Below are 17,528 nucleotides of genomic sequence, written 5' to 3'. Positions count from 1 at the left end.
GCCTACACGGCGGACGTCTTAAGACACCAGTTCCCAGGCCGAGCGTCCGCGTGTGATGTTGGCGACGGTGACTTCCAGGTCACTCACCACGGTGCGCGGGGCCACGAAGCATAGCGCCACGCCCTCTTCGTTGAAGTCTTCCTGCTGGACCACCGCGCCCGCCTGCGCCAGCCGCGACTTCAGCAACGCCAGGTCCGCAAAACCGCAGGTGCAGCGGACGGTGGCCAAGTCCACGATTTCGCTGCGCTCGCCCAGCCGCAGGCAATTCGCCGCGCAGCCACCATACGCCCGCACCAAGCCGCCCGCGCCCAATTTGATGCCGCCATACCAGCGCACCACCAGCACGGCCACGCGGTCCATGTCCTGGCCTTCGATCGCTTGCAGGATCGGACGCCCCGCCGTGCCGCCGGGCTCGCCATCGTCGTTGAATCGGTATTCCTGCCCGATGCGGTACGCCCAGCAGTTGTGGGTGGCTTCGGGGTCACCTCGCTCGGCGAAGAATCGCATCGCCTCTTCCACGGTGGCAACCGGGGCGGCATGCGCGACAAAGCGGCTTTTCTTGATGTCTTCCTGATACGAGCAAGGAGCGGTCAACGTGTGCGTCATGCCCGGCATTGTAAGTGCTGGGCTGCACCCGCCCTTAGCCGTGGCAGTCGGGCACTTCCTGGTCCAGGTAGACGTCGAAGGCCACGTCGCGCGCCCATTTCGTGCTCATTGCCTTCCAGGCGCCAGACTGCTTCCATGCCTTCATTTCGCTTGCCAGCCACGCGCGGCCGGCGGTGTCAGCGGCCGGCAACAGCCATACGCGCTCGCGCGGCGCGCCGTCCGGTTCAAGCGTTGCGGAGAACTTCTTCCATTCGGGAAAGCGCACCAGCGGCTCCCAGACGGCGTCGTCTACCAAGCCGACATCGCAAGCGCCTTCGCGCACCGCGACCAGCGCATCGGACGGCACGCGGTAGGTGCGCACCACGGCGCCCCAGCTTTCGGCCAGCGCGCGGGTGTCGCTTGCGGCCTCTGCCATGCAGACGCTGCGCCCGCGCACATCGGCCGGCTTGCGCAGGGGGGTGTCACTGCGGATCACGGCTTTGGGGCGCGTACGGTAGCCGGTGGGCTCCACCGCCACCGTGGCCGGCTGAGCGCTGGCGCGATCGGCCAGCACCACATCGACGTCACCCGCTGCCAAGCGTGCCCCGGCCTCGTCCGCCGGCACCTGCTGCAAATGCACCGGCAAGCCCAGGCTCAGACCGAGTTTTTCGGCCATGTTGGCGTCCAGCCCGTGGGGGGTACGAATCTTTGCCCCCGCAACAGGCAGCGGCGCCAGATACGGCACGCCCACCACCAATTCGCCGCGCGCCTTCGCGGCGGCAAAGCCCGCGGGTTGCTGCGCGTGCGCGGTGCCCGCGCCGGCAAGCAGCAGGCATGCCGTCGCGACGAAGAGATGAGTGATGCGGGACAACCGCCGGGTCGTGGCCATGGGATTACACGTACTGGTAGCGCAACAAGCGATGCTTCAGGTTTTCAAGCACGAACTGGTCGATCAAGGCGGCCAGCACGGCGATGACGAGGATGTTGGTCATCACGCCCGTCATGTCCGCGATCTCGCCCGAATACGCCAGCGACCGGCCCAGCCCTTTGCCGAAGCCGATCAGCATCTCGGCGGAGATCAGCGCGCGCCAGGCGTTGCCGAAGGCAAGCTGTGCGCCCGTGATCAGTTCGGGCATGACAGCGGGCAGGTACACGCGCTTGACCAGGCCCCATCGCGTGGCGCCCATGACGCGCGCCGCCGACACATGCACGCGCTGCACGGATTCGGTGGCGTTCATGACGCTGAGCGCGGCCGGGAAGAACGCCGACAGCGCCACCACGACGATGATGGGCGTATTGCCAAAGCCCATCACGATCAGGAACAGCGGTACCCAGGCAATGGACGGAATCGATTGCAGGATGACGATGGCGCTGCGCAGCACTTCGCGAAAGAAGAACAGCACCGCCGCCACCAGCCCGAAGCTGATGCCCGCCACCAACGCCAGGCCATAGCCCGCGCCCAAGCGGCCCAAGGTACCCATCAGGCTTTGATGGAACGACTGCTTGCCCAGGTCTTCGAACAGGCGTTCGACCACCGCCGGCACGCCCGGCATCAGGAAATCAGGCAGAACGAACGCCGCCGATTGCCACAACAGAAGAATGAAAAGGACACCCAAAACGCCCGCAAGATGCTTGCGGGCGCCGGTCACACGGGTAGACGAGCTCAAAGTTTGCGCGCCTCTTGCCAGGACAGATCAACGATGCTGGACACGTCGTACGGCTTGCCGTCGCGGGTCTTCAGCGAACCTTGGGCTTGCAGGATGTCAGCAATTTCCTGCATGCGCGCCGTGTCCTTTTCCGTCAGCTTGGGCGTGAATACCTGCGTGCTGATGGCTTCGGCAATCACCGTTTCACGCGGCAGCTCGCCACGCTTGAGCGTCTTCAAGGTGGGCTCGGCGATGAAGTAGGAGGCGATCAATTTGGATGCCTGCGCGGGTTCTTTCTGCAGCAGCGTGATGGCCTGGTTTTGCGCGTCCAGCGCCTTCCAGACATCGTCCTTGCGCTTGGCCAGGGTTTCACCCGAGGTGATCACGACCATGCACGGGAACGGCCAGGCCTGGCCCACTTCGTAGATCTGCTTGACCGGCGCCACCAACTGCGCGATGCGGTCATAGGGCTCGAACAGGAAGGCCGCGTCCACGCGCTTGCCCACCAGTGACTGCACGGCAACGGCCGGGCTCACGCCCATGACGTTGACGTCGTCAGGAGTCAGCTTGCCCTGCTTGAGCACCACGCCCTTCAACACCACGTCCGCGGTGCTGCCTTCGGCTTGCGAGGCCAGCGTCTTGCCCTTCAGGCCGGCGATGTCCTGGATGCCGGAATCGTCACGCACGACCAGCGAGTGATAGCCCTGTTGAGCGCCGCCCACCACTTTCAGGTCCGCGCCCTTGGACGCCCACGCCACAGCGTTGGTGAAGCCCAGCACGCCGATGTCCAACTGACCGCCGACAATCGCCTTGATCAGGTCGGTGCCGGACTTGAATTCGATAAGTTCAGAATCCAGGCCGGCCTTTTGGTAATAGCCGCCTTCTTGCGCCACGATCGCTTGCGCGTCGTCCATCACCCGCAGATAGCCCACGCGGAACTTTTCGGCGGCCATTGCCGGCGCCGCGGCCAGCAGCGCGGCCGCCAGCGGCAGGGAAAGCCATTGCTTGAATTTCATCAGAGGAACTCCAGGGGATACAAGGTTGGCAAGGCGCGGACGCCGCCACAAATTGCGAATAAGAGAAATCGGGTCAGGCGGCCAGGGCCATGTCGGCGTGGGCTTGCGAGCCGTCTACCGCGATGCCCAACAGGCGCAGGATCTCGCGCTTTTCAGCGGCCAGATCCGAGAGATCGTGTGTCTTCGCGCGATGCGCCAGGTTGAATTCACGCAGCACGCGTGCCGGACGCGGGCTGAAGACGACGATGCGGTCGGCCAGGAACAGGGCCTCGTCCACATCGTGCGTCACGAGCAGCACCGTGGGCTTTTCCTGGGCGATCAGTTGGCGCAGCACGTCTTGCAGGCTCAGGCGGGTCAGCGCGTCGAGCGCGCCGAAGGGCTCGTCCATCAGCATCGTCTGGGGCTGCGCGATGAACGCGCGCGCCAGCGCGGCGCGTTGCCGCATGCCGCCCGACACCTGATGCGGATAGTAGTGTTCAAAGCCGGCCAGGCTGACACGCGCCAGCCATTCGCGCGCCGACTCGCGCGCGCGCTTCTTGGCGACATTCTGGAATTCCAGCGCCAGCGCCACGTTGTCTTCCAGCGTCAGCCAGGGGTACAGCGCATGTTCCTGAAACACCAGCGTGCGGCTGGGGTGCGGGCCCGCCACCGGCTTGCCGTCGGCCAGGACGCTGCCTTGGGTGGGCATTTCCAGCCCGGCCGCCAAATGCAGCAGCGTGGACTTGCCGCAGCCCGACGGGCCGACCAAGGCGACGAGCTCGCCAGCCTTGATTTCGCTGGTGAAACCATCGACGACGGGCAGGTCGCCGAAGTGCTTGTGGACGTGATCGAAGTTCAGGTTCATAGGACGAATCTTGGGCGCGCGTGAAGACGAGGCTCAAATCTAACAATTCGTTATATGAATTCAAACGATCGATATTGAATGTCTTTACAGCCAGCAGTTATATAAGACCCGGTGGAAGACCCAAGCCCCGTCCCCTGCCCCGTCAGCTGTAGGCCAAGCCGAAAGCAACACGGCGCGCCCCGAAGGACGCGCCGTGCTTGACCATTAGCTACCGATGGAGCGTCAGGCTTCGATGCCGCGCGATTCCAGATAGTCTTCGTAGCCGCCGCGGTAGTCGATGATCTCGCCAGACGGCAGGATTTCGATCACGCGGGTGGCCAGGCCGGACACGAATTCGCGGTCGTGCGATACGAACACCAGCGTGCCTTCGTACTTTTCCAAGGCGAACTGAAGCGACTCGATCGATTCCATATCCAGGTGGTTGGTGGGCTCGTCAAGCAGCATGACGTTGTGCCGGCCCAGCATCAGGCGGCCGAAGGTCATGCGGTTCTTTTCACCGCCCGACAGCACCTTGGGCGCCTTGGGCAGGTCGTCCGCCGAGAACAGCAGGCGGCCCAGCACCGAACGGATCGATTGGTCGTCATCGCCCGGCTGGCGGTGGTCGCCCATCCAGTCCAGCAGGTTGATGTCGGTTTGCAGGAATTGGTCGGACACGTCCTGGGCCATGTAGCCCAGGTCGGCGTTGTCGGACCATTTCACCGAGCCCGAATCCGGCTGCAATTCGGTGGCCAGCAGGCGCAGCAAGGTGGTCTTGCCCACGCCGTTGGCGCCGATGATGGCGATCTTTTCGCCGGCATCGACCATGGCCGAGAACTTGGTGATGACGGGCGCGTCGTAAGCCTTGGTCAGGTTTTCAACCGTGACCGCCAGGCGGTGCATGACCTTGTTCTGTTCAAAGCGGATGTACGGGTTCTGGCGCGACGACGGCTTGACCACGACCTGGTCGGCCTTGATGCGGTCGATCTGCTTCAGGCGCGACGTGGCTTGGCGCGACTTCGACTTGTTGGCGGCAAAGCGGCGCACGAAGTCTTGCAGTTCGGCAACGCGTTCCTTGGCCTTGGCGTTGTTGGACACCAGGCGTTCGCGGGCCTGGGTGGAGGCCAGCATGTAGTCGTCGTAGTTGCCCGCGTAGACGCGGATTTCACCGTAGTCCACGTCGGCCATGTGCGTGCACACCTGGTTCAGGAAGTGGCGATCGTGGCTGATGATGATCATCGTGCTCTGGTAGCTGTTGAGCACGTTTTCCAACCAGCGGATGGTGTTGATATCCAGGTTGTTGGTGGGCTCGTCCAGCAGCAGGACGTCGGGGTTCGAGAACAGCGCCTGCGCCAGCAGCACGCGCAGCTTCCAGCCCGGGGCCACTTCGCGCATGGGCAGGTTGTGCTGGTCCACGGCGATTTCCAGACCCAGCAGCAGTTCGCCGGCGCGCGCTTCGGCGGTGTAGCCGTCGTACTCGGCGAACTTGGCTTCCAGGTCAGCCGCGCGCATGTAGTCGTCTTCGGTGGCTTCCGGGTTGGCGTAGATGGCGTCGCGTTCGGACATGGCGGCCCACATTTCGGTGTGGCCCATCATGACGACGTCCAGCACGCGCAGGTCTTCAAACGCGAACTGGTCCTGGCGCAGCTTGCCCAGGCGCACGCCCGGTTCCAGGGAAACGTTGCCACCGGAGGCTTCGAGGTCGCCGCCGATGATCTTCATGAACGTAGACTTACCGGACCCATTGGCCCCGATCAGCCCGTACCGGTTGCCTTCCCCGAACTTGACGCTGACGTTCTCGAAAAGGGGCTTGGGACCGAACTGGATGGTGAGATTGGCTGTGGATATCACGGTATTTTTGAGTCTGAAGGCGCCCGAAGACGCATGCGAGGAAACCCAGTAGTGTAGCAAATGGGTTTTTCCCGCCTGCGCTCCACGCGCCTCAGGCTTAGGCGCCGTGCGTACCCGATCAGTGGTGGTGCTCGTCCAGCACCAGGTGGGCCAGCCCCTTCTCGGTAGCGATGCCCACTTTTTGCCCGATGGGCAGCGTGGCTTTCGTTGCCACATGGCCATAGGGCAAGCCGGTGATGACCGGCACCTTGACCGTCTTGCGCAACCACGCCACGACTTCGTGCAGGTCGTAACCCTTGTCGTGCGGGGCCAGCTTGTAGTCGGTGAAACGGCCCAGGACAATGGCCTTCTGCTTGGCCAGGATGCCGGCCTGCCACAGTTGGATCAGCATGCGTTCAACGCGGTACGGATGTTCGGCCACGTCTTCCAGGAACAGGATGCCGCCGCGCACCTTGGGCATGTAGGGCGTGCCGATCAGGGACGCCACCATGGCCAGGTTGCCGCCCCACAGGATGCCGCGGGCGTCGACCGGGTCGGCGTCTTGCGTCTCGAAACTCAGGATTTCAAGTTCGCCGCGCATGACTTCGCCGAACAGCGCTTCGGTCAGGTCGTCGACCTTTTTGCCGCCGAAGTCCGCCACGGCGGTCGCGCCGGTGTAGCTGACCGCGCCCGTCTTCGCCAGTAGCGCCAGATTGAACGCGGTGAAGTCGCTCATGCCCACGAAGCGCTTGCCGCTGTCGGCCATGGCCTTCCAATCGATCTGGTCCAGCAGCCGGCCCATGCCATAGCCGCCGCGCGTCACCATGACGATGGGCAGCTTTTGCTTGATGGCGCGCGCCAGGCTGGCGGCGCGCTGGGTGTCGGTGCCGGCAAAGCGTTGGTGCTCGGCAAAAGCGGTGCGGTCCAGGGCGGTCTTGAAGCCCTGCTGCTGCAAACGTTCGAGGGCCAGTTCAACGGTGGCGGGGTCGCGCACGGCCGACGACGGCGAGATCAGATAAATGCCGCGGGCGTCCGGCATGACCTGCCCTTCGGCGTGATGGTGGCTGTGGTCGTGGCCGCAGTCTTCGCCGCAGGCGAGCCCGTGATCATGGTCGTGGGCGGCGCTTGCCGTAGCGGCCGCCGTAGTGGCCGCCTTTTTATTAGCCGCCTTTTTAGCCGCTTTATTAGCCGCTTTATTAGCCGCCGGTGGGGCCGCCTTGCTGGCTGGCCGAGCCGCCTTGTTGGAGGCGGATTTGGCGGGTTTGCGGGTGCTCATGCGATGGATTCCTTGGTGCGGCGTTCACGGAAGAACCGGCGCAGCAGATCGCCGCAAGGTTCCGCCAGCACGCCGCCGGTGACTGAAGTGTGATGATTGAGTTTGGGCACGGAACCCACGTCCAGCACGCTGCCACAGGCACCGGTCTTGGGGTCGTAGGCGCCGAACACCACGCGGGCCAGCCGCGCGTGCAGCATGGCGCCGATGCACATCACGCAGGGTTCCAGCGTGACGTACACGGTAATGCCGGGCAGGCGATAGTTTTCAAGGTGCCGCGCCGCGCTGCGCAAGGCGACGATTTCGGCATGGGCGGTGGGGTCGTGGTCGATGATGGTGCGGTTGTAGCCGCGCCCCAGGATCTCGCCCTGCGCGGAAACGACCAGCGCGCCCACCGGCACCTCGCCAATGGCGTAGGCGGCCTGGGCTTCTTCAAGCGCCAACCCGATGTAACGTTCGTCTTCGGCGGTCCAGGGCGCAACGGCAGCCACGGGACTGGCCTCAACCACGGTACACCCGCGATTTCAGCGCGATACGGCCGGCCAGGCTGGTCACGGCCTCTTCCAGCCATTGGTACAGTTCGGCCTGTTCGTCGTAGCGGGCCTGGTTCAGGTTCGACACCCGCCCTTCTTCGATGAAGCCCCAGGCGCGGCTGCGTTTGTCGCGGTGCTTGGGGTCCCAGACGCCAAAGGCGAAACCGCCTGCGCGGCGGATCAAGGAAAAACACGGGATGTCGGTGTAGCCGTCGCCCACGAACACCATCTGGTCGAACGGCACGCGCAAGCGGTCTTCGGGCACCTTGCGGTTGACCTCGAAGGGCTTGTTGCGGAAGTCGCGCCCGATGATGCCTTTCTGGATGTGGAACAGATAGCGGGTTTTGTCGGTAAAGCTGACGATGCGGCGCGGAAACGCAATGCCGCCGTCGTCGCCATACACAAATTCCGAGGCCCAGATTTCGGTGAATTCATGCGCAATGGGGGTGGACCGCACCACGTCGCCGATGCCGCTGGATATCAGGTAGAACTCAAGCTGGACTTGCGGCTGTTCGGCCCGCACGGCGGCGCGCAACCGCTGGAACAGGGTCGGCACGCCGTCATGCAGCTCCAGGCGCGCGCCCCAGTCTTTCAGGCGCTGCTGGGTGATCAGCCCGTTCGTGCCCGCCTGCGACAGTTGGATCATCTTGTACAGATACGCGGGAACGGGGTCCCAGTCTTGCTGGGACAGCAGCGGGTCGACTTCGTCTTTCCAGAACGAGGCCGTATCCACGCCGATGCTTTCCAGGAAACCGGACGTGCTGTCCGAGGCCAGCGTGTCGTCGAAATCGAAAATCAGGGCGATGACGTCGGACATGGGGATGCGTGCATGGGTGGTGTGACAAGCGCGCAAACGCGCAACAGCCGCCATTTTGCCTGAATGTGACGGCCGCTGCGCCGTCACCCGTCGCAAAAACGGCGCCGCAACCCTCGCGGGCGGCGGCGCCGTTGTCCTGGCCCTTCTATGCCAGGCCGGTTATTGGCGCATCGGGGCGCCAGTCGTGGCAGGCGGGGGAGCCATGCCCGGGGCCGGCGTGGCCGGCGGCATGGTGGTGCTGGGCGGCACCGTGCCCGCTGGCACCTGGATCACCGTTTCACGCAACACCCCACCGCCCTGCACGCTGCCGCGCACGTTCGTGGGCGAGGTCATCTGCGTCAGGCAATCCTGGCGCGACGTGGCCGGCAGGCGGTTGCAGCGGTCGACCATATTCTGCTGGTGCTGGTCGGGGGAGCCTTCCTTCAAATTCTGACGGTTGGCTTCCTGGCGTGCAGCGCCGGCTTCCTGCATGCAAGTGGCGCGGTCCTGGTTGGACTTGCCGCTCTTGCAATTCGCCACGTCCTGTTCGTACTGGGACTGGATGGCGGCGCGGCCAATCGCATCAGCCGCGTGGACCGCTCCCGCCGCCAGCATCAAGCCCGCGGCGCAGAGGGATGCCGCAAGGCGTTTGGTATGCATGGGTCGTACGTTCATGGCCAGCTCCTTTTAAGAATTGAACCGTAGGCGGCGCGGACCTGACAGCGGTTCCGCCGCCTGCTTGTAACCACTATCCCACGATGAGACGCCAGGCACATGACGAGCAACGTGAATTCGTAAGGTTACGTATCAAGCGCCAAACGTACGAGGAACACCGCGCAGGCGGAAAAACAGGGGCGGTTGCCCCTGTCTGTGTGAAATGCCGCGCTGCGCCACGGCTGCTTACGTTCACATGCCGTGTCGCTTGTTACGAGCCTTAGCGTGCGTCCAGGTCCGCGTCTGCCTTGGTCAGGCGGTTGCGATACGTGGCCGCCCGCATCAGCAGCATGGCGGTGACGGGCGACGAAATAACCAACAGCAAGGTGATGATCACTTCATGAAACACCGGCCGCGCCGACCACGCCGAAAACACCAGGATGGACGACAGCAACACGCAGGCGCAGCCCAGTGTGTTGCCTAGCGTAGGCGCGTGGATGCGGGAATAAAAGCTGCGAAAGCGCAGCAGGCCGGCGGACCCGGTCAATGCCAGCAAGCCGCCCAGCACCAGCAGGATGCAGGCGGGAATACCAGCCCAAAGCGGAATGGTGGCGTCCATCATGGCTCGATCACCTCGCCGCGCAGAAGGAAGCGCGCCATGGCCGTGGACCCCACAAAGCCGAACAGCGCGATCAGCAAGGCAATGTCGAAGTACAGCGACGAGCCCGACCGGATGCCGAAGACCAGCATCATCAACATGCCGTTGATATACAGCGTGTCCAGCGCCAGCACGCGGTCTTGCGCGGTGGGGCCGCGCAGCAGGCGGACGGCGGCAAACACCATGCCCAGGGCAAAACACACCATGGCAAAGGACGCCGCCCAATACAGTGCGGTGTTCATCGTCATTCAAATATCTCCATCAAGGGGCGCTCGTAGCGCTGCTGCACCAGATCGACCCAGTGTTGCTCATTCTGGAGGTCGAGCACGTGCAGCTTCAAACTGTGTTCCGGCGTCAGGTCCACCCAGACGGTGCCAGGCGTGTACGTGACGATGCAGGCCAGCATCGCCAGGCCGTGCGGGTCACGCATGGTCAACGGTATGTGGATGAAACCGGGCGAAAAATCATTGCGGCGCGGGTTGAGGATCAGCTTGGCCACCGCGATGTTGGACCTGAAGATGTCCAACGCGACATGCAGGAACAGCGGCACAGCTTTCCACAGATGCCGCGGCCGCGCGTGCAGCGGACGCAAGCGCGATGCGGCCCAGGTGAACCACAGCGCCAGGACCGCGCCCAGCGCAATCTGGCCGGCCGACAGGCTTTCATTCAGCACCAGCCACAAGACAAACAGGAACACCGGCAGGAACAGGAAGTAAACGCGGCGCATCAGCTTCCTCCCTTCGCGCCGCGCACGGTCTGCGCGGACATCACGGCTTCAATATAGGACTTGGGCTGGTCCAGTGAGCGCGCCGCGTCGTCCAGGTAGGCCGACACCGGCCCTGCCCCGGCCGCCAGCCCCACGCACAGCAGCAGCAGCACCGCAACCGGCCCCGCTTCGATTACACGCAGGCGCGGCGTGCTGCGGTCGTCGCTGGCCCAGAACACGCGGATACCCGTGCGGCCCAGCCCGATCAGGCCAGCCAGGCCGGACACCAACACGGCGGCCACCAGAATCCACGCATCCATGGGCGGCGCGGACTCGGTGGCGGCCGACACGGCGGCCGACAGCAGCGAGAACTTGGCCACGAAACCCGACAGCGGCGGCAAACCCGTGACCAGCAACGCGCAGCAGATAAAGGCCAGGCCCAGAAAGGCCATGGCAGCGGGAATGGCGACGCCGACCACGTCGTCGGATCGATTCACCGACGCCGGATCATCCAGGTCAAACGCGTCCAGCGTCACGGCCAACACGTTGGCGCCGAAGCTGCGGGTGCGTTCGATCAATTCAGCCAGCAGGAAGAACGCGCCGGTCGTCAGCACCGAGCTGATCAGATAGAACAGCGCGGGGCCGGTCAGCGTAACGCCGGGCATGCCCAGCGCCGTCAACAAGGTGCCGGCCGACACGATCACGCAGTAGCCGACTATCTTCTCCAACTGCTGCGTGGCCAACAGGCCGAACGCGCCGAACAGCAGCGTGGCAAGCCCGGCCGCGAACATCCAATCCAGGCTGAAGGCTGCGGGCGCACCCGTGGGCAGCAGCAGCGAGCCAATGCGCAACAAGGCATAGATGCCCACTTTGGTCATGATGGAGAACATGGCGGCGATGGGCGCGCCGGCCGAGCCATAACCCTTGACCAGCCAGAAATTCAGGGGCCAGGCGCCGGCCTTCACCAAAAACGCCACGCCCAGAATGGCCGCGCCCGCTTCGAACAGCATGCGTTCGGCGCCGGTCAGGTGACCCGCGCGCAGGGCCAGGTCGGCCATGTTCAGGGTGCCGGTCACGCCGTAGATCAGCGCAATACTGATCAGCAGCAGGAACGAGGCGACCAGGTTGACGGCAATGTATTGCAGGCCGGCGCTGACGCGCGCCACGCCCGAGCCATGCAGCAGCAGGCCATAGGACGCCGCCAGCAACACTTCAAAAAACACGAACAGATTGAAAAGGTCGCCAGTCAGGAAGGCGCCGTTCAGGCCCATCAGCAGGAACTGGAAGAGTGAATGGAAGTGCACGCCAGCGCGGTCCCAGCGGGCCAGCGCATAGGTCAGCGTGGCCAGGCCCAGCACGGCGGTCAAGGTCAGCATGACGGCGGCCAATCGGTCCACGACCAGCACAATGCCGAAGGGCGCGGGCCAGTCGCCTACCAGATACACGCCCACGCCCTGGGGCCAGACGCCGGGCACGCCGCCGCCCGCCACCACCAGCAAGGCGACCGCGGCAGCCAGTTGGCCCAGCGTGGCGATGACGGAAATGGTGCCGCGCGCATAACGGCTGGTATCGGCCAACAGCAGCATCGCCGCGCCCGCAAGCAGCGGCACGATGATGGGCAATACAGGAAGGTGTTGCAGCCAAAAATTCAAGATTGGGACTCCCGTCCATCAACGTGGTCGGTACCCGTCAGCCCGCGCGAAGCCAGCAGCACCACCAGGAACAGCGCCGTGGTGGCGAAGCCGATCACAATGGCGGTCAGCACCAGCGCCTGCGGCAGCGGGTCGGCATACCAGGACGGGTCGTGCGCCATGTCCGGGGCTATCACGGGCGGACGGCCCGACGTCAGCCGGCCCATGCCGAAGATGAAGAGGTTGACCGCATAGGACACCAGCGACAGGCCCATGATGAACTGGAAGGTGCGAGGCCGCAGCAGCAGCCAGACGCCGGAGCCCGCCAGCACGCCAATCGCGACGGCATAAATCAATTCCATCAGGCTTCCCCTGTTTGTACGGCGGCCGCTTGCATGTCGGCGGCTGCCTTGCGTTGCGCGCGCAGCGATTGGTGAGCCAGCGCCACCAGCACCAGCACGGTGGACCCCACGACCAGCATGTACACACCCAGATCGAACAGCAGCACGCTGGACAGGTGCACATGGCCGATCAGCGGCAACGCCACGTCCCAGGCCAGCGCGGCCAGCAAGGGCTTATAGGCGAGCCATGCGGACACAGCGGCGATGCCCGCCGCCAGCAGACCGATGCCGATCCAGTTCTGCGGGTTCAAGCGGCTGCGCGATTCCACCCAGTAAACACCGCCCACCATGTACTGAAGGATGACGGCGGTGGCGAAAATAAGGCCGCCCACGAAACCGCCGCCGGGCTGGTTGTGGCCGCGCAGCAGGAAGTACACCGAGATCAGCGCGGCGGTGGGCAGCATCAGGCGCACCAGCACCGTCGGCACCATCATCGAACCGCTGGGCACCAGTGATTTGATGTCGGGCGCGGCGGGTACGCCGCCGTCCTGTTCTTTTTGCTGACGTGGCAGGTCGGCGCTTTCAGTGGCGGGACGGAAGCGGCGCAGCAGCGCGTAGACCGTCAGCGCCACGATGCCCAGCACCGTGATTTCGCCGAACGTATCAAAGCCCCGGAAGTCCACCAGGATGACGTTCACCACGTTGGTGCCGCCGCCGTCCGGCAACGCGCGGTCAACAAAATAGGATGAAATCGTGTCGCCTTGCGGGCGCATCAGCACCGCGTAGGCCAGCGCCGCCATGCCGGTGCCGGCGGCCGTGGCCATCAACAGATCGCGAAAGCGGCGGCCACGGGCCAGCAACGTTGCTTTCAGTGTTTCTTCGTCGTCTTGTTCGATACGGCGCGGCAGCCAGCGCAAGCCCAGCAGCAACAGCACCACGGTGACGACTTCCACGGACAGTTGGGTCAACGCCAGATCGGGGGCCGAAAACCAGACGAACGTCAGGCAGGTGATGAGCCCCGCGCCGCCAGCCAGCGCCAGGGACGCCAAACGGTGATATTTGGCCTGGTAGGCTGCCGCCACCGCGCAGACGCCGCCCACCAGCCACAACAGGGCAAAGGCCGGGTCCAGCGGGGTCATGCGGCCCGTGCCTTCCAGCCAACCGCCCCCGCGCAGGGGCAGCCAGGCCACGAACAAGGTGCCCAGCAGGATCAGCAGCATCTGCACTTGCAGCCGCGACGACCCCACCCAACGCAGCAGCCAGGCCGCCGCCACGCTGGAGCCGTCCAGCAAAGCTTCAAACGTGCGCCGGCCGTCCAAGCGGTAAATAAAGGGAACGCGGCCCGGGTTGGCGCGCTGGTGGGCACGCAGAACCAGGTAAAGCAGCACGCCCGCCGTGGTGGCCACCATGCTCATCACCAGGGGCAGATTCACGCCATGCCAGACGGCCAGGCTGTATTCGGGCATGTTGTCGCCCAGGATGCTTTGCGCGGCGGTCGCCAGGAACGGGCCGACCGTCAGGCCCGGCGCGACGCCCACCAGCAGGCACATCAACACCAGCAAGGCGCTGGGAAACAGCATCCAGCGCGGCGGCTCATGCGGCGCGCGCGGCAGGTCGGTAGCCGGGGGACCAAAGAACACCTGCAGGATGAAACGCAAGGAATACGCCACGCTAAACGCGCCGGCAATGGTCGCCAACAGCGGCAAGCCGATCTGCGTGTAGCGGTCGCCGCTGACGAAGGTGGTCTCGGCGAAGAACATTTCCTTGGACAAAAAGCCGTTCAACAGCGGCACGCCCGCCATCGACGCCGCCGCCACCATGGCTAGCGTGGCGGTGATCGGCATGGCTTTATATAGCCCGGACAAGCGGCTCAGGTCGCGCGTGCCGGTTTCGTGGTCGACCACCCCCGCCGCCATGAACAACGACGCCTTGAACGTGGCGTGGTTGATCATGTGGAAGATAGCGGCCACCAGCGCCAATTCGCTGTTCAGGCCCAGCAGCAGCGTGATCAGGCCCAGGTGGCTGATGGTGGAATACGCCAGCACGCCTTTCATGTCCTGCTGGAAGATGGCGGCATAGGCGCCCAGCACCAGTGTGATCAGCCCTGCCCCGCCGATGATCCAGAACCACTGGTCAGTACCGGCCAGCACCGGCCAGAAGCGCGCCAGCAGAAACACGCCGGCCTTCACCATGGTGGCCGAATGCAGGTAGGCGGACACCGGCGTGGGCGCCGCCATGGCGTTGGGCAACCAGAAGTGGAACGGGAACTGGGCGCTCTTGGTCAGCGCGCCCAGCGCCACCAGCACGAGCACGGCGGGATACCAGGGGTCGGCGCGGACCAGATCGCCGGCGGCCAGCACGCGGTCCATGTCGTAACTGCCCACGATGTGGCCCAGGATGAGCACCCCGGCCAGCAGGCACAGCCCGCCCGCGCCGGTTACCGTCAAGGCCATGCGCGCGCCGCGACGGGCATCCAGGCGGTGATGCCAGTAGGCGATCAGCATGAAGGACGCCAGGCTGGTCATTTCCCAGAACATGACCAGTTGGATCAGGTTGCCCGAGAGCACCACGCCCAGCATGGCGGCCATGAAGGCCAGGAAAAACGAGAAGAAGCGCGGCACCGGGTCTTCCGGCGACATGTAATAGCGCGCGTACAGGACAACCAGCGCAGCCATGCCGGAAACAATCAGCGCGAACAGCCAGGCGTAGCCGTCCATCCGCAGGGTGAATTGCAGGCCCAGGGCGGGCGCCCAGGGCATATCGAACCGAATCACGCCGCCGTTGGCGACTTCCGGGTACAAGCTGGCGATCAGAGCCACACAGACCAGGGCGATAAGGCCTGCCAACCACGCCTCGGCATTGCGGGCGTTGGAAGGCAGCAGCGCGGCGCACAGGCTGCCGGCAAACGGCAGAGCGAGGATCAGGATCAGCGACATGGCGTTCCGAGAATGTCCGGGCCCCCTCCCGCCAGCACATGGCAGCGAAAGACGAAACAGACCGGGGATTGAATAACGGACGGAACCCTGGCCCGGTACGTCGCTGCACTACACGTTGCCCCGCGGGGACGTAACTACCGCCCCATTGAACGCCGCAGATTGAAACAAACGCAATAGCTGTCTTGCAAGACCGGCCAAGAATCTCATCCGAAAAATATCAGATTCTTGTAAGTTATGCAGCAATTTATGCGCGTAACGAGCTGATGACGGCAAGATGACTGCGCAATGATTGCGCATTGAAAGGCGATCTCGACAAGTTCATGTGGTTGTCATACATGAGTTTTTTGCCTATCTGACGTCAATTTCGCGCAACACCCAACACCCGAAAAATATTTTCATGACTAGCAGGGAGAAATCCCGAGTTGACCCTAGGGGGATTCCTGTGTGGAATTGCGCCCACGAAGCCGCGACCAAGCCCGTACCCGAGGCAAAGCGCGCTTTACCGACGCCGGCCCAAGAAGCCGGTCGGCTCGGAACAACAATATGGAGAAGACTCTTGACCGTGCTGTCACATGCCAAGGCCATTCTGGCCGCCGCCATCGCAGGCGTCTGCTTTAGTTCCGCGGCCCAGGCCGCCGCCCCCTACCCCAACAAACCCATCCGCCTGATCGTTCCGTTTGCCGCCGGCGGCACCACCGACATCGTTGCCCGCATCGTGTCCGAAGGGCTGGGCCGCGAGCTGGGCCAAGCCGTCGTGGTGGAAAACCGGGGCGGCGGCGGCGGGTCCATCGGCGCGGACGCCGTTGCGCGCGCCACCCCCGACGGTTACACGCTGGGCGTCGCCACCGTCAGCACCATGGCCACCAACCCGGCCACCAACCCCAAGAACCCTTACGACCCGCTCAAGGACTTCGTGCCCATCACCAACCTGGTGAACGTGCCGAACGTGCTGACCGTGAACCCGTCGGTGCCGGCCAAGAACCTGGCGGAATTCATCGCCTTGCTGAAGGCGAACCCGGGCAAGTACGCCTATGCCTCGTCCGGCGCGGGCGGCATCGGCCACCTGGACGGCGAACTCTTCAAGTCCCTGACCAAGACCGACATGGTGCACGTGCCCTATCGTGGCTCGGGCCCGGCGCTCAATGATGTGATCGCGGGCCAGGTCAACGCCCAGTTCGACAACCTGCCGTCGTCCATGCCGCACATTCAGGCCGGCAAGCTGCGCGCCCTGGCCGTGGCCGCCCCCAAGCGCCTGCCCACCCTGCCGGATGTGCCGACGTTCAAGGAAGCCGGCTTGCCGGAGATGGACAACATGGCCTGGTACGGGCTGGTGGCCCCGGCCGGCACGCCGAAAGCGGTGATTGACCGCGTGTACGAGGCGGCCGTCAAGACGCTGAAAGACCCGAAGGTTGTCCAGCGCCTGGCCGACGGCGGCTCGCTGGTGGACGGCAACACGCCCGCCCAGTACGCCGAACAGATCAAGCGCGAACTGGAGCTGCGCCAACGCATCGCCAAGGAACGCAATATCGTGTCGACGAACTGATCACGTCGCCGCGCATGGCTGTCCCCGAAACGGGGACAGCTTGCCGACTTGACTAGTGATGCCCGGGTGTTAGCATCTGCCCCCGTGCGATCCCATTTTTCTCCCCTCCTCCCCGCTGCTTGCGTTCTCTGCGCCCTGCGCTCGACCTTGTTGAGCTCGCAGGAAGTCGCCGCGCGTTCCGCTTACGCGCGCTCCAAGCCCGGCTGATCGCCCGGCTTTCCCGCTTCCCCAATTTCTGATTCCGGCCTGCTGCCGGCGGCCTGAGCACATCCGTGCTTGTCCGCGGCGCCTGGCTGGCGAACGCCCTGCCGCGTGGCCGGGTACGTCCGTCGATCCCCCTTTGGAATCTACGCTGCTTGCCGGATGGCCGGCGGCTTGGCCACGCACTGATCTTCATTCCAGCGCCATGCAACTTACCAAGAAATTCGTCAAAGCCAAGAACCCCTGCGCGGGCGGCTACAAATGGTTCATCCGCGACCACAACGGCCAGGGGGATTACCAAGCCGTGCTTGACGCCCTGGTCGCCGACGGCCGCGTCGGCGACGCCAACTGGCTGCTGG

Annotated in this window: 17 protein-coding genes and 1 pseudogene; 2 read left to right on the top strand and 16 right to left on the bottom strand. The window is 64.5% G+C overall.

Features of this window, described 5'->3' with window-relative positions; all coding sequences use genetic code 11:
- Nucleotides 1-18 precede the first annotated feature (18 nt).
- The 16 genes from ACE04A_RS16065 to ACE04A_RS15990 all read right to left on the bottom strand — a co-directional run bounded on the left by ACE04A_RS16065 (nt 19) and on the right by ACE04A_RS15990 (nt 15,425).
- Nucleotides 19-606, bottom strand: a complete 588-nt coding sequence (locus tag ACE04A_RS16065) for an IMPACT family protein (protein ID WP_259247970.1) — start codon at nt 604-606, stop codon at nt 19-21.
- Between the two features lie 34 nt (nt 607-640).
- Nucleotides 641-1,474: a transporter substrate-binding domain-containing protein gene (locus ACE04A_RS16060; RefSeq protein ID WP_448718734.1), complete on the bottom strand. Its 834-nt coding sequence runs from the start codon at nt 1,472-1,474 to the stop codon at nt 641-643.
- A gap of 4 nt (nt 1,475-1,478) precedes the next feature.
- A complete protein-coding gene (locus tag ACE04A_RS16055; RefSeq protein WP_259247975.1) occupies nt 1,479-2,252 on the bottom strand; it encodes an ABC transporter permease in 774 nt (257 codons plus the stop codon).
- Nucleotides 2,249-3,247: an ABC transporter substrate-binding protein gene (locus tag ACE04A_RS16050; protein WP_259247977.1), complete on the bottom strand. Its 999-nt coding sequence runs from the start codon at nt 3,245-3,247 to the stop codon at nt 2,249-2,251. Before ACE04A_RS16050 ends, ACE04A_RS16055 begins: the two co-directional genes overlap by 4 nt.
- 73 nt (nt 3,248-3,320) lie before the next feature.
- Nucleotides 3,321-4,091: an ABC transporter ATP-binding protein gene (locus tag ACE04A_RS16045; protein ID WP_100855940.1), complete on the bottom strand. Its 771-nt coding sequence runs from the start codon at nt 4,089-4,091 to the stop codon at nt 3,321-3,323.
- Between the two features lie 222 nt (nt 4,092-4,313).
- Entirely contained in the window at nt 4,314-5,918 is a 1,605-nt protein-coding gene (locus ACE04A_RS16040) for an ABC-F family ATPase (protein WP_167401026.1), read from the bottom strand.
- Nucleotides 5,919-6,036: 118 nt separating this feature from the next.
- The gene (locus ACE04A_RS16035; protein WP_448718732.1) at nt 6,037-7,173 is read right to left on the bottom strand and encodes an LD-carboxypeptidase; all 1,137 of its coding nucleotides are present in this window, start codon (nt 7,171-7,173) and stop codon (nt 6,037-6,039) included.
- Entirely contained in the window at nt 7,170-7,661 is a 492-nt protein-coding gene (tadA, locus tag ACE04A_RS16030) for a tRNA adenosine(34) deaminase TadA (RefSeq protein WP_259249264.1), read from the bottom strand. Before tadA ends, ACE04A_RS16035 begins: the two co-directional genes overlap by 4 nt.
- Before the next feature lie 10 nt (nt 7,662-7,671).
- Nucleotides 7,672-8,520 (bottom strand): HAD family hydrolase, encoded by an 849-nt coding sequence (locus tag ACE04A_RS16025; protein WP_230695035.1) that lies wholly within the window; start codon nt 8,518-8,520, stop codon nt 7,672-7,674.
- A 159-nt stretch (nt 8,521-8,679) separates the two neighbouring features.
- Nucleotides 8,680-9,174: a hypothetical protein gene (locus ACE04A_RS16020; RefSeq protein WP_438860067.1), complete on the bottom strand. Its 495-nt coding sequence runs from the start codon at nt 9,172-9,174 to the stop codon at nt 8,680-8,682.
- Nucleotides 9,175-9,433: 259 nt separating this feature from the next.
- Entirely contained in the window at nt 9,434-9,775 is a 342-nt protein-coding gene (gene mnhG, locus ACE04A_RS16015) for a monovalent cation/H(+) antiporter subunit G (RefSeq protein ID WP_259248004.1), read from the bottom strand.
- A complete protein-coding gene (locus ACE04A_RS16010; protein ID WP_100857766.1) occupies nt 9,772-10,053 on the bottom strand; it encodes a K+/H+ antiporter subunit F in 282 nt (93 codons plus the stop codon). The genes mnhG and ACE04A_RS16010 overlap by 4 nt, the downstream gene beginning before the upstream one ends.
- Nucleotides 10,054-10,055: 2 nt before the next feature.
- The gene (locus ACE04A_RS16005; protein ID WP_259248006.1) at nt 10,056-10,538 is read right to left on the bottom strand and encodes a Na+/H+ antiporter subunit E; all 483 of its coding nucleotides are present in this window, start codon (nt 10,536-10,538) and stop codon (nt 10,056-10,058) included.
- The gene (locus tag ACE04A_RS16000; protein ID WP_259248008.1) at nt 10,538-12,169 is read right to left on the bottom strand and encodes a monovalent cation/H+ antiporter subunit D; all 1,632 of its coding nucleotides are present in this window, start codon (nt 12,167-12,169) and stop codon (nt 10,538-10,540) included. The genes ACE04A_RS16005 and ACE04A_RS16000 overlap by 1 nt, the downstream gene beginning before the upstream one ends.
- Nucleotides 12,166-12,510, bottom strand: coding sequence for a Na+/H+ antiporter subunit C (locus ACE04A_RS15995; protein WP_100855948.1), 345 nt, complete (start codon nt 12,508-12,510; stop codon nt 12,166-12,168). Before ACE04A_RS15995 ends, ACE04A_RS16000 begins: the two co-directional genes overlap by 4 nt.
- On the bottom strand, nt 12,510-15,425 hold the full coding sequence (locus ACE04A_RS15990) for a monovalent cation/H+ antiporter subunit A (RefSeq protein WP_448718731.1): 2,916 nt from the start codon (nt 15,423-15,425) through the stop codon (nt 12,510-12,512). Before ACE04A_RS15990 ends, ACE04A_RS15995 begins: the two co-directional genes overlap by 1 nt.
- A 556-nt stretch (nt 15,426-15,981) precedes the next feature.
- Here ACE04A_RS15990 and ACE04A_RS15985 point away from each other — a divergent pair.
- A complete protein-coding gene (locus tag ACE04A_RS15985) occupies nt 15,982-16,968 on the top strand; it encodes a Bug family tripartite tricarboxylate transporter substrate binding protein (protein ID WP_448718730.1) in 987 nt (328 codons plus the stop codon).
- Nucleotides 16,969-17,374: 406 nt separating this feature from the next.
- Nucleotides 17,375-17,528: pseudogene (locus ACE04A_RS30140) on the top strand (hypothetical protein); the annotation flags it as partial.

The sequence above is a fragment of the Achromobacter colocynthidis genome (assembly GCF_057334535.1).
The sequence above is the reverse complement of the archived record's forward strand: the minus strand, read 5'-3'. Positions and strand labels throughout refer to the sequence as shown.

Bases quoted from the DNA above. Each gene is read 5' to 3' on its own strand.
- ACE04A_RS16065 (WP_259247970.1), bottom strand. From the start codon at position 606: ATGACGCACACGTTGACCGCTCCTTGCTCGTATCAGGAAGACATCAAG.
- ACE04A_RS16060 (WP_448718734.1), bottom strand. From the start codon at position 1,474: ATGGCCACGACCCGGCGGTTGTCCCGCATCACTCATCTCTTCGTCGCG.
- ACE04A_RS16050 (WP_259247977.1), bottom strand. From the start codon at position 3,247: ATGAAATTCAAGCAATGGCTTTCCCTGCCGCTGGCGGCCGCGCTGCTG.
- ACE04A_RS16045 (WP_100855940.1), bottom strand. From the start codon at position 4,091: ATGAACCTGAACTTCGATCACGTCCACAAGCACTTCGGCGACCTGCCC.
- ACE04A_RS16035 (WP_448718732.1), bottom strand. From the start codon at position 7,173: ATGAGCACCCGCAAACCCGCCAAATCCGCCTCCAACAAGGCGGCTCGG.
- ACE04A_RS16025 (WP_230695035.1), bottom strand. From the start codon at position 8,520: ATGTCCGACGTCATCGCCCTGATTTTCGATTTCGACGACACGCTGGCC.
- ACE04A_RS16020 (WP_438860067.1), bottom strand. From the start codon at position 9,174: ATGAACGTACGACCCATGCATACCAAACGCCTTGCGGCATCCCTCTGC.
- mnhG (WP_259248004.1), bottom strand. From the start codon at position 9,775: ATGATGGACGCCACCATTCCGCTTTGGGCTGGTATTCCCGCCTGCATC.
- ACE04A_RS16010 (WP_100857766.1), bottom strand. From the start codon at position 10,053: ATGAACACCGCACTGTATTGGGCGGCGTCCTTTGCCATGGTGTGTTTT.
- ACE04A_RS16005 (WP_259248006.1), bottom strand. From the start codon at position 10,538: ATGCGCCGCGTTTACTTCCTGTTCCTGCCGGTGTTCCTGTTTGTCTTG.
- ACE04A_RS15995 (WP_100855948.1), bottom strand. From the start codon at position 12,510: ATGGAATTGATTTATGCCGTCGCGATTGGCGTGCTGGCGGGCTCCGGC.
- ACE04A_RS15990 (WP_448718731.1), bottom strand. From the start codon at position 15,425: ATGTCGCTGATCCTGATCCTCGCTCTGCCGTTTGCCGGCAGCCTGTGC.